Consider the following 13,106-nt stretch of genomic DNA (forward strand, 5'->3'; position numbering starts at 1 on the left):
CTTTCATGCCCGCCCCAGTAGCGTCACGGCTTGTGAGCACAGGTTATAAACAATACAAAGCGTTTTTCCTGAGCCTTTCTTGACGTGTTTGATCTGCACAAGTGCATGCTGCGTCAGTACGACGTCCGATACGTGATTGGAAAGAAACACAACCATCCGTGCAGTTTTCCTGTCGAGGTTGCGGATATTTTCCAGAATGGTGGCTAATTCTCTCGATGCATCGATATCCCGTGCATCGATGAGGTGCAGGTCGCTGACCCATGCGGGCAACTGAATGTAGTGCTGAACAATCAGGCTCGATTTTGTGTTGATGTCGGACGGCGGATCAGGTGCGTTGTGGACTTTGCACGAGTCTTTGCATTCGCTAGCGCCTGACTCGCTCGGGACGATACAACTGGATAGTCCAAATGTGCCTTGCGCGGATGAATCCACCATCGGCGCGTTTCGTTTGTTCTCGCGAATATTGCTGTCGATAGTTCTTAGAAAATTCTTGTCTTTGTCAAAGTCTGAAGGTGAATAGAGGGAACGGTAGTTGAAGTTTAGAGTGATAAAGAAAAGGAATAGCAAGTAAAACGGAAAGCTGATCAGGAACCACACGTAAATCTCCCGGTCCTTATTGTCCAGGAATGGCAGGGAAACGGCGGCTGATGTTTCCGAAATGGCGGCGAATATGGCAATCACTGTCATGGGGTTGGTGATTTTGCTTTTTATTTTAAGCATGTTCTTACTCTTTTGTTTGGTCTTTGTCATGGTTGATAAGTTTGTACGAGTTGAGGTTTATGGTTGTGGGTGGTTATGTTTATGTTTATAGCAAAAGTATTTGTTCTGGTATAAATATCTTGTTTCAAGTGTTTATCTTTTGCTTCGCGTTGTATTGCCGGTGTCGCAATTGTGGTTTTGTATTGCCAATGTTTGATTTCGGTTTACCACGCAAGGGTGTAGAGTCGCCCGCACCAATCAGGCGCAGTGAATCTCAGCGGTGACATGTGATTTTGCGCCGTTAGTTGTAATTTGTAACAGGTTAGAAATGAGAGGTGATGCCTGGGCGGAGAGTGAAGCGGCGTTGGATGTTTAGGGGGCTAGAAGTTTTTTGTAGGATTAATCCGCGATGGATGTAGGGCATGTCTCTCGTTGCAAGTGCGTGTTAACCTCGGCATGCCATAGAGCAAGTGACTGGGCTATTGTGCGTGTTCTAAAAATTCGAACAGCGAAACTGGACTTGCCCATGAATAAAGTGCTGATCGTGGATGATCACCCTGTCATTCGTCTTGCGGTACGTATGCTGATGGAACGTCATGGCTACGAAGTCATCGCAGAAACTGATAACGGTGTGGATGCGTTACAACTTGCTCGCGAACAAATGCCGGATATTGTCATTCTGGATATAGGGATACCGAAACTTGATGGTCTGGAAGTTATTGCACGCCTGACTTCAACGGCGATGCCTATTAAAGTACTGGTGTTGACTTCCCAGGCGCCCGGGCACTTTTCAATGCGCTGCATGCAGTCGGGGGCTGCCGGTTATGTTTGTAAACAGCAGGACTTGACCGAGTTGCTCAGCGCAATCAAGGCCGTATTGTCCGGCTACAGTTATTTTCCCAATCAGGCTTTGCATACTGTGCGTACCAGTCTGGGCAGTGCGAGTGAGGCCGATATGGTCGATCGTCTGTCCGGTCGGGAAATGATGGTGTTGCAGCAGTTGGCGCGGGGCAAGACCAACAAGGAAATTGCCGATGGCATGTTTTTGAGCAACAAAACGGTGAGTACCTACAAGACGCGCTTGTTGTTGAAGCTCAATGCTCGCTCCCTGGTTGATCTGATCGAGTTGGCGCAGCGTAATGGTCTGGTCTGAATGTATCGATGGCTGACGGGGTCATGGGCCGATCAAACTCAGCTAGCCGCAGAAAGTGAAAAGCCTCCGTTTCGGGAGGCTTTCAAGTATCAGTCATCAAAATCGTAATCGGCCAATTGCTTTTGCAGTCGGCGCTCCTCAAGCAGGTTATCGATCGTACGGCGCTTGCTGAGATTGGTCTTGGCGACTTCGACCACAGGTTCGGCGTCATCAGTTTCTGCAGCGATATCGTCATCTACATCCAGTGGCTCTTTGTCGCTACTCATCAGCTAACTCCCGGCTAAGAATGCCTTTGGCGCTCCTTATATCGATATTCCTGCGGCGGGTAAAAAAGATTTTTTCAATCGACTTATCAATTATTCCAATAGCCGCTCAATCGTCCGAAGTTTTGTCCTTGTACTCGCACAAGTCTTCGATCCGGCAGCTGCCGCAGCGCGGCTTGCGGGCCAGACACACGTAGCGGCCGTGCAGGATCAGCCAGTGATGAGAGTCGAGCAGGAATTCCTTGGGTACAAACTTCATCAGCTTCTTTTCCACTTCGACCACATTTTTGCCCGGTGCAATGCCGGTGCGGTTGCTGACACGAAATATGTGGGTATCGACGGCCATGGTCAGTTGACGGAAAGCCGTGTTGAGTACGACGTTGGCGGTCTTGCGGCCCACTCCCGGCAAGGCTTCGAGCTCTTCACGGGTTTGTGGGACCACACTGCCGTGGCGTTCGACCAGCAGGCGGCAGGTTTCGATGACGTTTCTGGCCTTGCTGTTGTAGAGGCCGATTGTCTTGATGTATTCGGATAGACCTTCGACCCCTAAAGCGTGGATCGCCGCCGGCGTATTGGCCACCGGAAACAGCTTCGCCGTGGCTTTGTTGACACCGACGTCAGTCGACTGCGCCGAAAGAATCACGGCGATCAACAACTCGAACGGCGAGGAGTAGGCCAGTTCGGTCTTCGGCTCCGGATTGTCTTCGTGCAGGCGGCGGAAAATCTCCAGACGTTTTGCAGCATTCATGGGCGATGCGTTTCCTTGGATATCGAGTTCGGGCGAATCAACGCCTGGCGCGCCGCCAACAGCAGCGCCAACAAAATAAAAGCACCGGGGATCAGGGTGATCAGGTGCAGCCCTTCGCTAAATACAACAAGACCTGGCCAGTATTCGGAAAGTCCCCGGCCGAGACTGCCGTGACCGATGAGTTCACGCAGCCCTGCAAGTACCAGCATGAGTCCACCGAACGTCGCGTAGAGTTTGAAGCGTTCGGCCAATGATTGATGCCAGAAACCATTGTGTTCCAGTACCACGCATTGCAACGCGATCAGGCCTGCATAGAGGCCGAATGTTTGCAGCCAGGGCAGAAACCAGCGCTGCGCCAACAGGTCTGCACAACTGGTGAAGGTCGCGGCGAGCAGCAGGCTGGCCAGCAATGCGCTCGTGCCAGTGAGGCGAGACCGTAAAACAGGCATGCACAAGCCATACAGGCCCACGACACTGGCGAACATCAATAACGCCCCCAGTGCACCTGCCAAGGAGTCACTGGTGCCAAGCAGCAATGTCAGCATCAACGCGTTCGAAACAGTCGCCGACCGGTTCATGTTCCGCTCCCCAGCAGCGCCGACCGATGTTCATCGAAGAAGCGCAGCGCATCATGGATAGCGCTGATCGCCGCGCGAGAGGTGATGGTCGCACCTGCGATTTGATCAAATTGCCCTTGATCCTTTTTCAGCGCCCAGCCTGCATCGGTCGGCTCTTTGGCCGATTTGCCGGTAAACGTTTGCAGCCAGGCATTCGGCCAGTCACCCAGATGTCCGCCGAGTGCCGGGGTTTCGGTCTGTTCAAGGGTTTTCACAGCCAATAATTTGCCGGTGGTATCGATGGCGATCAACAGCTCGATGGCACCCGCATAACCCTGGGTCTGACTGCGCAGCAGTATCGCGACGGTCTGACCGTCTCGGGTCGCGCGATAGCCGCTCGACAAGGTGCTGTGACTCAAGGTGGTGTCTGTCAAAGCCAAAGGCTGTTCCAGCGGTTGATTGTCGTAGGTCTCGAGCGGGAGCAGGTCGAGCAGCTTGCGGCTTTCGATCAAGCGCTGCTGCGCGATAATCTGCGGTGCGTTAATACGCTGTACGAAGTAGGTCGCGCCGATGCCGATGACTGCCAACAGCAGCACAATAAGCGTGCTGGCCGTGCGATTCATGGCCTCACCTCAACCTGACGGTCTGCGGCAAATCGCTCCAGCGCCGGCACGCAAAGGTTCATCAGCAGCACCGCAAACGCTACGCCATCCGGATACCCACCCCAGGTGCGAATCAAATAAGTCAGCAGCCCGACCCCGACGCCGAACAGCAGGCGGGCGAGCGCGGTTTTAGCACCCGAGACCGGTTCAGTGATGATGAAGAACGCGCCCAGCATGGTCGCGCCACTGAGCAGGTGGAACAGCGGCGAACCCTGCGAGTCCGACCCGGAACCATTCCAGAACAGCAGGCTGACAACAAACAGACTGGCGAGCATGCCTGCCGGTGCGTGCCAACCGAAGACCCGGCGTTGCAGCAAAAACAAGCCGCCGGCGAGAAACGCCAGATTCACCCATTCCACACCGTGGCCGCCAAAGCGACCAAACGCCGGATTGCTGGCGAACAATTCGTCCATGGTCAGGCTCTTGTTGATGCGCAGGCTGTCCAGCACCGTGGCCTGCGCCCAAGCGTCCGGCGCCTGGCCTGCACCGAACACCTGTTGAAACGCTGCCGTCAGATCCAGGCCATGGGCCGGCCAATGGGTCATCGGCTGCGGGAACATCACCATGGCCAAGGCAAACCCGAGCATCGCCGGATTGAACGGATTTCGACCGACGCCGCCGTACGCGTGCTTGCCAAACAACAGACCCGAGGCAATCGCCGTCACCGTCAGCCACCACGGGCAATAAGGTGGCAGGGCGGCGGCCAGCAATGTCGCGCTGACCAACGCACTGCCGTCGCTTAGTGTCGGTTGCATTGGCTGTCGACGCAGTCGGAGGACAGCTGCCTCGACCATTAGCGCGGTGACGATAGCCAGCAGCAGATTGATCAGCACGCCCCAACCGTAAAACCAGAACAGCGTCAGCAGCCCCGGCAACGTGGCCAGCAGCACCAGTTTCATCGCCTGTGGCAGGCGGTCGTCGGGTGCCTCAAGGGGCGACATGATCTTGCACCTGGCGCTCGGCGTCTTGCAGGCGGGCGCGGGCCTTGTCGAGGGTTTCACTGGGCGTGTCGGCGCGACGTTCGAGTTTGTTGAGGTCCGCGCGGGCGTAGGCCAATTCGGTTTTCAACTGGCGAAGCTGGCTGTCGATCGGGCGTTTTTCGACGCGCACCAGGTCAGGCAAAGGTTGATCGCTTGTGGCTTCGGCGGCGTGCAGGGCCTGCTCGGCATCGCTTAATGCTTGTTCCAGCGCGGCAATCTGCTCCGGCGCTGCTTCGGCGGTTTGGGCTTTTTTCAGTTCGGCGCGGCGCATGGCCAACTGGATCTTCGCCCGTTTCAGATCGGCGTCTTTGCCAGGGGCAGGCACTGTGGCGGCTGGCGGAGCGTTGATTTCAACAGCTGCCAAAGCCTGTTCGGCCGCTTCGAATTGCTGCTGCAACACGATTAATTGCGTCTGCTGCTCGAACGTCGGCGGATGGCCGAAGGCCTTCAGCGATTTGTGCAATTGTGCACGGCTCATGGCCACATCGATCTTGGCTTTCTTCAGCGCCGCATCAGCGGTCGCCGCTTTCTGCGCGCGCACCCGTTCCAGTGCTGCCTGTACCGGATCCGTTGCAGTTACTTCAGGTTGCGCCGCCCGTTTTGCCCGCGCTTCACGCTCTGCCTGCTTTTGTCGTTCTTCGCGTTGCAGGCGCTCGTTTCGTCGCTCGAAACGTTGGCGTGCGTGATCGCGTTTGGCCGCCCGTGCACGCTGTTCTTCAAGACTGAAGGCCAGACCGCCCACCACCGGTAATGTGCTCGGTGGCAATGGATGCATTTCAATGCAATCCACCGGGCATGGCGCGACACACAGGTCGCAACCGGTGCACTCGTCAATGATGACCGTATGCATCAGTTTCGCCGCGCCGACAATCGCGTCGATCGGGCAGGCCTGAATGCACTTGGTGCAGCCAATGCATTCGGCCTCACGGATGAACGCCACTTGCGGCGGCGCTGAGCCGCGACTGATGTCCAGTTCCAGTACCGGCACTTTCAACAACTCAGCCAGCGCGGCAATGGTTTCGTCACCGCCCGGCGGGCACTTGTTGATCGGCTCGCCTGCGACGATGCCTTGCGCATACGGCTTGCATCCCGGATGGCCGCATTTACCGCATTGGGTCTGCGGCAGGAGGGCATCGATGCGTTGAATCAGACTCATGTTTTGATCAGTCCACTGAATCCGAGAAAAATCACTGCGATCAGTCCGGCGCCGATCAGATCGATCGGCAGGCCACGGAAGGGCAGGGGAATATCGTTATCGACCGTGCGTTCACGCAAGTCCTGGAACAGGCTCAGCACCAGCCAGAAGCCTAGCCCGGCCCCGAGACTCAGCGCTGTCGCCTGCAGCAGGCCTCGATCGTTTTGCGCGTTGATCAGTGCCAGCCCGAGCACACCGGCATTGCCCAGCAGCAATGGCCACAAACCTTCGAAGGGCAGATTCGGCAGCCTGCGCGCCAGCAGCTTCAACAGTGGCGCAATCAGCAACACACTCAACGGCAGAAACACGAACAAGCGCAGGGCTTCAAGTTGCAGCGGTACCAGCAGCCAATGCCAGACCGCGTAACTGGTAACGCCAACGATCAGCATCAGGCACAACGTCGCCAGCCCCAACGCATGCACCTGACGACGACTGCCCGCCAGCAGCGGATCGACGCCCAGCGGCCAGTGCAACACGAAGTTGTTGAGCAGCGCAGCACTGATAAGCGTAAGCACGAGTTCGGTCATGGTTCTGCCAGGGAAACGGGCGGGTGTCTCTTAAGGTTAGGCATTATCCGGCCAGATATGAAAAATCCCACAGGCATGCCGGGCACGCCTGTGGGATCGATTCACCGCCGAGTGTTACTTGATGCGCTGACCCGGCTTGGCGCCGCTGTCCGGGCTCAGCAGGTAAATCTCTTCACCGCCGGGGCCGGCTGCCATCACCATGCCTTCGGAGATACCGAACTTCATTTTCCGTGGCTTGAGGTTGGCGATCATCATGGTCAGGCGACCGTCGAGCTTGGACGGATCCGGATAAGCGCTCTTGATGCCCGAGAACACGTTGCGTTGCTCGTCACCGATATCCAGTGTCAGGCGCAGCAGCTTGTCGGCACCTTCCACATGTTCGGCTTTGACGATCAGCGCGACGCGCAGGTCGATCGCGGCAAAGGCATCGAAGTCGATTTCCGGCGACAGCGGATCCTTGACCAGTTCGCCATTGCCCGCAGGGGCGGCGGCACCGGTGTCGGTCTGGCTGGCGGTCAGGTCTTCTTTCGAGGCGTCGGACATGGCTTGTACTTTTACCGGGTCGATGCGGGTCATCAACGGCTTGAATTCGTTCAACTGGTGGTTGGCCAGCAAGGTGGTGTGGTCGCTCCAGGTCAGCGGGGCGACGTTGAGGAACGCCTCGGCATCGGCGGCCAGCAGCGGCAGCACCGGTTTGAGGAAGATCACCAGTTGGCGGAACAGGTTGATGGCGGTGGCGCAGATCGCCTGGACTTCATCCTGCTTGCCTTCCTGCTTGTTCAGCGACCACGGCGCCTTGTCGGCGATCCACGCGTTGGCGCGGTCGGCCAAGGCCATGGTTTCACGCATGGCACGGGCGAAGTCGCGGGCTTCGTAAGCATCGGCAATGCTCGGGGCGGCAGCGAGGAACGCTTCGGTCAGCTCTGGCGCGGCATTGGTGCCGACCAGCAGGCCGGCGTTACCTTTCTGGATGAACCCGGCGCAACGGCTGGCGATGTTGACCACCTTGCCGACCAGGTCGGAGTTGACCTTCTGCACAAAGTCTTCGAGGTTCAGGTCAAGGTCATCGACACCACGACCCAGTTTGGCCGCGTAGTAGTAGCGCAGGTATTCCGGCGACAGGTGATCCAGATAGGTGCGCGCCTTGATGAAGGTGCCACGGGACTTGGACATTTTCTGGCCATTGACGGTCAGGTAGCCGTGCACGTTGATGCCGGTCGGCTTGCGGTAACCCGCGCCTTCAAGCATCGCAGGCCAGAACAGTGCGTGGAAATTGACGATGTCCTTGCCGATGAAGTGGTACAGCTCGGCGGTGGAATCCTTGGCCCAGAACGCATCGAAGTCCAGCTCCGGCGTGCGGTCGCAGAGGTTCTTGAAGCTGGCCATGTAGCCGATTGGCGCGTCCAGCCACACGTAGAAATACTTGCCTGGCTCGCCCGGAATCTCGAAGCCGAAGTACGGCGCATCGCGGGAGATGTCCCACTGTTGCAGGCCGGCGTCCAGCCATTCGGCGATCTTGTTGGCGACGGCGTCCTGCAGGGTGCCGCTGCGGGTCCAGGTCTGCAGCATTTGCTGGAAGTCCGGCAGTTTGAAGAAGAAGTGCTGGGAATCCTTGAGCACCGGGGTGGCGCCAGAGATTGCCGACTTCGGATCCTTCAGGTCGGTCGGTGCATAGGTCGCACCGCATTTTTCGCAGTTGTCGCCGTACTGGTCTTCAGTGCCGCATTTCGGGCAGGTGCCCTTGATGAAACGGTCGGCCAGGAACATCTTCTTTTCCGGGTCGAAATACTGGGTGATCGAGCGTTGGGCGATGTGCCCGGCGTCACGCAGCTTGATGTAGATCTGGCTCGACAGCTCACGGTTTTCTTCGGCGTGAGTGGAGTGGAAATTGTCGAAATCGACCAGGAACTCGGCAAAGTCGGCGCTGTGTTCAGCCTGCACGTTGGCGATCAGTTGTTCCGGGGTGATGCCTTCCTTTTCCGCGCGCAGCATGATCGCCGAACCGTGGGCGTCGTCGGCGCAGACATAAATGCATTGATTGCCGCGATGCTTCTGGAAGCGCACCCACATATCGGTCTGGATATATTCCAGCATATGGCCAAGGTGAATCGAACCGTTGGCGTAGGGCAGGGCGCTGGTGACGAGGATCTTGCGTGGTTCGGACATGTGGGGCTTCGCTACTTGATGAAACGGAGGTCGGCCACTATAAAGCGCCGGGCAAGATATTTCACCCCTGCAAATCGTTGCCGGGCGTGCCGTCCGGAGGATAGAAGGGGTAGGATACCCGCCATCTTTTCCCAGTCTTGTTATCGGAGTTGCCCATGAGCGCCGTCACTCGCGCAGCGGTGGAAGCCGTCCTCAGCCAATACACCGACCCTTACCTGAATCAGGATCCGGTCAGCGCCGGTTGCGTGAAGCACATCGAGATCGTCGGTGACCGCGTCAACGTGCAGCTGGAAATCGGTTACGCCGCCGGTCTGTTCAAGAGCGGCTGGGCGCAATTGCTGCAACTGGCCATCGAAAACCTCGATGGCGTGGTGATCGCCAAGGTTGAAGTCAACACGGTGATCGCCGCGCACAAGGCCCAGGCGCAGATTCCGGGGCTGGCCAACGTCAAGAACGTCGTCGCCGTGGCTTCGGGCAAGGGCGGCGTGGGCAAGTCGACCACCGCCGCCAACCTCGCGCTGGCCCTGGCCCGCGAAGGCGCCAAGGTCGGGATTCTCGACGCCGATATCTATGGCCCGAGCCAAGGCATCATGTTCGGCATCCCCGAGCGTACCCGTCCTGAGGTCAAGGACCAGAAGTGGTTCGTGCCGCTCAAGGCTCACGGCGTTGAGGTCATGTCGATGGCCTTTCTGACCGACGACAACACGCCGATGGTCTGGCGCGGGCCGATGGTCTCCGGCGCACTGCTGCAACTGGTCACGCAAACCGCGTGGGGCGATCTGGACTATCTGGTTATCGACATGCCGCCAGGCACCGGCGACATCCAGCTGACCCTGGCGCAGAAAGTCCCGGTGGCCGGTGCGGTGATCGTCACCACACCACAGGATCTGGCCCTGCTCGACGCGCGCAAAGGCGTGGAAATGTTCCGCAAGGTCAACATTCCGGTGCTGGGCGTGGTGGAAAACATGGCCGTGCACATCTGCTCGAACTGCGGGCATGCCGAGCATCTGTTCGGTGAGGGCGGTGGTGAAAAACTGGCGACCCAGTACGGTGTAGAGCTGCTGGCTTCACTGCCGCTGTCGATGCTGATCCGCGAGCAGGCCGATGGCGGCAAGCCAACGGTGATCGCCGAGCCGGACAGCCAGATTGCCATGGTCTATCAGGAACTGGCCCGCCACGTCGGCGCGCGGATCGTCTTGCAGGAAGCGGCGACACCGGCGATGCCGAATATCACCATCAGCGACGATTGATCAATCAGCAACACAGATAACCCTGTAGGAGTGAGCCTGCTCGCGATAACGGTCGATCATTCAACACATTTGTTGAACGTTAATCCGCTATCGCGAGCAGGCTCACTCCTACAGTTGTTTTGCGGTGGCAGTTAGATCCGCAACCCGCCATCCATCTCCAGGATCCGGCCGGTGTAATAGTCGTTCTCGAAGATATACGCCGCCGAGTGGGCGATCTCTTCCGGCTTGCCCATGCGCTTGAGCGGAATCCCCGAGGTCATCTTCTCCAGCGCTTCCGGCTTCATGCCCAGGGTCATCTCGGTTTCGATGAAGCCCGGTGCAATCCCTGCCACGCGAATCCCATATCGCGCCAGTTCTTTCGCCCAAGTCACCGTCGCCGCCGCAACACCGGCCTTGGCCGCCGAATAGTTGGTCTGGCCAACATTACCGGCACGCGAGATCGACGAAATATTGATGATTGCGCCGCTGGTCTTCAGCTCGACCATTTTCGCCGCCACCTCACGTGTGCACAGGAACACGCCGGTCAGGTTGACGTCGATCACTGCCTGCCACTGTGCCAGGCTCATCCTGGTCATTTCGCCGTCCTTGACCTTGAGCAGCAGGCCATCACGGAGGATCCCGGCGTTGTTGATCAAGCCATGGATCGCGCCGAAATCAGCGGCGACCTGCGCTACCATGTGCTCGACCTGCTCCTCATTGGCGACGTTGCACAGATAGCTGCGCGCCTCGACGCCCTTGGCCTTGCAAGCCGCGACCGCGTCGTCGAGCTTTTCCTGATTGAGGTCGACCAGCGCGAGCTTCGCGCCTTTGCCGGCGAAATACTCGGCCATCGAACGGCCCAAACCCTGGCAACCGCCAGTGATAATGATTACTTTGTCTTTGAGTTGCATTCGCATGCCCCGATAGCAGGTCTGAGTAGTTTTTGTTTTCAGCGACTCTCGATCTGCCCCGGCCGTGGCCGGGATGCACATCAGAATTGCCCGCTGGCGTGACTGGGACTTGATCCCGGGCGCCCGTCCGTTTTTTCGACGGATTCTATTTAAGGAGTCATAAATTGAGCGTTGAAGTGGCGAAGAATGCCCGAGAATTGCTTCTCAAGGAATACCGTGGAGTGCTGTCGACCCACTCCAAATCGATGCCCGGTTTTCCCTTTGGCTCCGTGGTGCCTTACTGCCTGGACGAGCAGGGTCGGCCGCTGATCTTGATCAGCCGCATCGCCCAGCACACCCACAACCTGCAAAAAGACCCGAAGTGCTCGATGCTCGTCGGCGAGCGCGAGGCCGATGATGTGCAAGCCGTTGGTCGCCTGACCTATCTGGCCGAAGCGCAAAAGCTCGAAGACGCAGCTGCCATCGAAGCTGCCGCCGAGCGTTACTACCGCTATTTCCCCGACTCGCAGAACTACCACAAGGCCCACGATTTCGATTTCTGGGTACTGAACCCGGTGCGTCACCGCTACATCGGCGGTTTCGGCGCGATTCACTGGATCGATCAACTGACCCTGGCCAACCCGTTCGCCGGCAAGGCCGAAATCAGCATGGTCGAGCACATGAACAGCGACCATGCCAAGGCCATCGCGCATTACGTTGACCTCGCCGGTCTGCCGAAAACCGCGCCGGCGCAACTGGCCGGGATCGACACCGAAGGCATGCACCTGCGCATCGGTCAGGCGCTGTATTGGCTGCCGTTCCCGGCACCTTGTAATACGCCGACACAAGTGCGCGAGGCCCTGGTTTCATTGGCTCATGCCGAGGTCTGGGCAAAAAATGCAGTGGCCGATGCTTGAATTCACGAAAGGGCGACGTCATCTAAGGCTTACTGCAAGGCATTTCTTGCGTTGAGGAAACTTTGATGCGCCCTTTTCTGTTGCTCTTTCTGCTGTTTCCAGTGCTGGAGCTGTTCGTATTCGTCAAAGTGGCAGGGGCTATCGGGTTTTTCCCGGCCCTGCTGCTGATCATTGTCGGCTCGATGTTCGGCGTGTTCGTGCTGCGCGTCGCCGGTCTGGCCACGGCCCTGCGTGCCCGTGAAAGCCTGAACCGCGGCGAACTGCCCGCGCAAACCATGCTTGAAGGGCTGATGCTGGCATTGGCCGGTGGCCTGTTGATCCTGCCGGGCTTCATCAGCGATGTGGTCGGTCTGGTGATGCTGCTGCCATTCAGCCGCCGGTTGCTGGCGAACAAAATGCGTCAGCGCGCCGAAGAACAAGCCATGCGCCAGCGTGCGTTCGCCGACGACCTGCAACCCCGTGGCGGTCCTGCACCGCGTCAGCCTTTGGGCCGCGAGGGTGATGTGATCGAAGGCGAGTTCGAACACCGCGACACCAAGTAACTGCGTTATCGACACGGCACCTGCGGGTGCCGTGCTCGTTTATGGGCCGCATTTATGCAGAACATCGGTGAAAAATTTTTCGCCTCGCCCTTGTAATAAGCTTATGCGCCCTTATGTATCGGTCACCGAAAGGTTTCTGGCATTTGTGCCAGTCAGTCTTCCGCGTCTTGCTCGACGAGGCGCAACCGGCGCACGCCGGATTTGTTAAACCCGCCGGGAATACACCGGCCGATGAAAACCACAATTAGGAGAGATCGACAATGAAGCTTCGTCCTCTGCATGACCGCGTCGTTATCCGTCGCAGCGAAGAAGAAAAGAAAACCGCTGGCGGTATCGTCCTGCCAGGTTCGGCTGCTGAAAAAGCCAACCACGGTGTGATTCTCGCTGTAGGCCCGGGCAAAGCTCTGGAAAACGGCGAAGTGCGCGCACTGTCCGTGAAGGAAGGCGACAAGGTTGTGTTCGGTCCTTACTCCGGCAGCAACACTGTGAAAGTCGACGGCGAAGACCTGTTGGTAATGAGCGAGAACGAAATCCTCGCTGTTATCGAAGGCTGATAACCCCGTTCATTTTCCCGCTAC

The 13,106-nt window shown here is 57.9% G+C and carries 15 protein-coding genes; 5 read left to right on the forward strand and 10 right to left on the reverse strand.

The window, feature by feature from the left end; all coding sequences use genetic code 11:
- Positions 1–3: 3 nt before the first annotated feature.
- Positions 4–720, reverse strand: a complete 717-nt coding sequence (locus FGA82_RS20245; protein ID WP_141128452.1) for a hypothetical protein — start codon at positions 718–720, stop codon at positions 4–6.
- 505 nt (positions 721–1,225) lie between these two features.
- Between FGA82_RS20245 and FGA82_RS20250 the strand changes: the two genes are divergently transcribed.
- Positions 1,226–1,852 (forward strand): response regulator transcription factor, encoded by a 627-nt coding sequence (locus tag FGA82_RS20250; RefSeq protein WP_141128453.1) that lies wholly within the window; start codon positions 1,226–1,228, stop codon positions 1,850–1,852.
- 89 nt (positions 1,853–1,941) lie between these two features.
- On the opposite strand, the gene FGA82_RS32145 is transcribed toward FGA82_RS20250, so the two are convergent.
- The 8 genes from FGA82_RS32145 to metG all read right to left on the reverse strand — a co-directional run bounded on the left by FGA82_RS32145 (position 1,942) and on the right by metG (position 8,950).
- Positions 1,942–2,118 carry a PA3496 family putative envelope integrity protein gene (locus FGA82_RS32145; RefSeq protein ID WP_007916654.1) on the reverse strand — a complete coding sequence of 59 codons (177 nt, stop codon included), beginning with the start codon at positions 2,116–2,118 and terminating at the stop codon, positions 1,942–1,944.
- Positions 2,119–2,224: 106 nt separating this feature from the next.
- Complete coding sequence (gene nth / locus FGA82_RS20255) at positions 2,225–2,863, reverse strand: endonuclease III (protein ID WP_141128454.1); 639 nt, start codon at positions 2,861–2,863, stop codon at positions 2,225–2,227.
- On the reverse strand, positions 2,860–3,441 hold the full coding sequence (locus FGA82_RS20260; RefSeq protein ID WP_141128455.1) for an Rnf-Nqr domain containing protein: 582 nt from the start codon (positions 3,439–3,441) through the stop codon (positions 2,860–2,862). Before FGA82_RS20260 ends, nth begins: the two co-directional genes overlap by 4 nt.
- Entirely contained in the window at positions 3,438–4,043 is a 606-nt protein-coding gene (locus tag FGA82_RS20265) for an RnfABCDGE type electron transport complex subunit G (protein ID WP_141128456.1), read from the reverse strand. Before FGA82_RS20265 ends, FGA82_RS20260 begins: the two co-directional genes overlap by 4 nt.
- Positions 4,040–5,023, reverse strand: coding sequence for an RnfABCDGE type electron transport complex subunit D (locus tag FGA82_RS20270; protein ID WP_141128457.1), 984 nt, complete (start codon positions 5,021–5,023; stop codon positions 4,040–4,042). Before FGA82_RS20270 ends, FGA82_RS20265 begins: the two co-directional genes overlap by 4 nt.
- Entirely contained in the window at positions 5,010–6,218 is a 1,209-nt protein-coding gene (gene rsxB / locus FGA82_RS20275) for an electron transport complex subunit RsxB (protein WP_141128458.1), read from the reverse strand. The genes FGA82_RS20270 and rsxB overlap by 14 nt, the downstream gene beginning before the upstream one ends.
- A complete protein-coding gene (locus FGA82_RS20280; RefSeq protein WP_141128459.1) occupies positions 6,215–6,784 on the reverse strand; it encodes an electron transport complex protein RnfA in 570 nt (189 codons plus the stop codon). Before FGA82_RS20280 ends, rsxB begins: the two co-directional genes overlap by 4 nt.
- A gap of 114 nt (positions 6,785–6,898) precedes the next feature.
- Positions 6,899–8,950: a methionine--tRNA ligase gene (gene metG, locus FGA82_RS20285; RefSeq protein ID WP_141128460.1), complete on the reverse strand. Its 2,052-nt coding sequence runs from the start codon at positions 8,948–8,950 to the stop codon at positions 6,899–6,901.
- A gap of 155 nt (positions 8,951–9,105) precedes the next feature.
- Here metG and apbC point away from each other — a divergent pair, with 155 nt between their 5' ends.
- A complete protein-coding gene (apbC, locus tag FGA82_RS20290) occupies positions 9,106–10,200 on the forward strand; it encodes an iron-sulfur cluster carrier protein ApbC (RefSeq protein WP_093430566.1) in 1,095 nt (364 codons plus the stop codon).
- Between the two features lie 131 nt (positions 10,201–10,331).
- On the opposite strand, the gene FGA82_RS20295 is transcribed toward apbC, so the two are convergent.
- Positions 10,332–11,090: an SDR family oxidoreductase gene (locus FGA82_RS20295; RefSeq protein WP_141128461.1), complete on the reverse strand. Its 759-nt coding sequence runs from the start codon at positions 11,088–11,090 to the stop codon at positions 10,332–10,334.
- Positions 11,091–11,254: 164 nt separating this feature from the next.
- On the opposite strand from FGA82_RS20295, the gene FGA82_RS20300 reads away from it, so the two are divergent.
- The 3 genes from FGA82_RS20300 to FGA82_RS20310 all read left to right on the forward strand — a co-directional run bounded on the left by FGA82_RS20300 (position 11,255) and on the right by FGA82_RS20310 (position 13,082).
- Positions 11,255–11,986 (forward strand): HugZ family protein, encoded by a 732-nt coding sequence (locus FGA82_RS20300; protein ID WP_141128462.1) that lies wholly within the window; start codon positions 11,255–11,257, stop codon positions 11,984–11,986.
- A gap of 65 nt (positions 11,987–12,051) precedes the next feature.
- Positions 12,052–12,528, forward strand: a complete 477-nt coding sequence (locus tag FGA82_RS20305; protein ID WP_129395309.1) for an FxsA family protein — start codon at positions 12,052–12,054, stop codon at positions 12,526–12,528.
- A 260-nt stretch (positions 12,529–12,788) separates the two neighbouring features.
- Entirely contained in the window at positions 12,789–13,082 is a 294-nt protein-coding gene (locus FGA82_RS20310) for a co-chaperone GroES (protein ID WP_007916610.1), read from the forward strand.
- Positions 13,083–13,106: the final 24 nt, after the last annotated feature.

It is taken from the genome of Pseudomonas fluorescens, assembly GCF_005938625.1.
Classification (GTDB): Bacteria; Pseudomonadota; Gammaproteobacteria; order Pseudomonadales; family Pseudomonadaceae; genus Aquipseudomonas; species Aquipseudomonas fluorescens_BD.

Coding starts and splice junctions, on each gene's coding strand:
- FGA82_RS20245 (WP_141128452.1), bottom strand. CDS start 720: ATGCTTAAAATAAAAAGCAAAATCACCAACCCCATGACAGTGATTGCC.
- FGA82_RS20250 (WP_141128453.1), top strand. CDS start 1,226: ATGAATAAAGTGCTGATCGTGGATGATCACCCTGTCATTCGTCTTGCG.
- FGA82_RS32145 (WP_007916654.1), bottom strand. CDS start 2,118: ATGAGTAGCGACAAAGAGCCACTGGATGTAGATGACGATATCGCTGCA.
- nth (WP_141128454.1), bottom strand. CDS start 2,863: ATGAATGCTGCAAAACGTCTGGAGATTTTCCGCCGCCTGCACGAAGAC.
- FGA82_RS20260 (WP_141128455.1), bottom strand. CDS start 3,441: ATGAACCGGTCGGCGACTGTTTCGAACGCGTTGATGCTGACATTGCTG.
- FGA82_RS20265 (WP_141128456.1), bottom strand. CDS start 4,043: ATGAATCGCACGGCCAGCACGCTTATTGTGCTGCTGTTGGCAGTCATC.
- FGA82_RS20270 (WP_141128457.1), bottom strand. CDS start 5,023: ATGTCGCCCCTTGAGGCACCCGACGACCGCCTGCCACAGGCGATGAAA.
- rsxB (WP_141128458.1), bottom strand. CDS start 6,218: ATGAGTCTGATTCAACGCATCGATGCCCTCCTGCCGCAGACCCAATGC.
- FGA82_RS20280 (WP_141128459.1), bottom strand. CDS start 6,784: ATGACCGAACTCGTGCTTACGCTTATCAGTGCTGCGCTGCTCAACAAC.
- metG (WP_141128460.1), bottom strand. CDS start 8,950: ATGTCCGAACCACGCAAGATCCTCGTCACCAGCGCCCTGCCCTACGCC.
- apbC (WP_093430566.1), top strand. CDS start 9,106: ATGAGCGCCGTCACTCGCGCAGCGGTGGAAGCCGTCCTCAGCCAATAC.
- FGA82_RS20295 (WP_141128461.1), bottom strand. CDS start 11,090: ATGCAACTCAAAGACAAAGTAATCATTATCACTGGCGGTTGCCAGGGT.
- FGA82_RS20305 (WP_129395309.1), top strand. CDS start 12,052: ATGCGCCCTTTTCTGTTGCTCTTTCTGCTGTTTCCAGTGCTGGAGCTG.
- FGA82_RS20310 (WP_007916610.1), top strand. CDS start 12,789: ATGAAGCTTCGTCCTCTGCATGACCGCGTCGTTATCCGTCGCAGCGAA.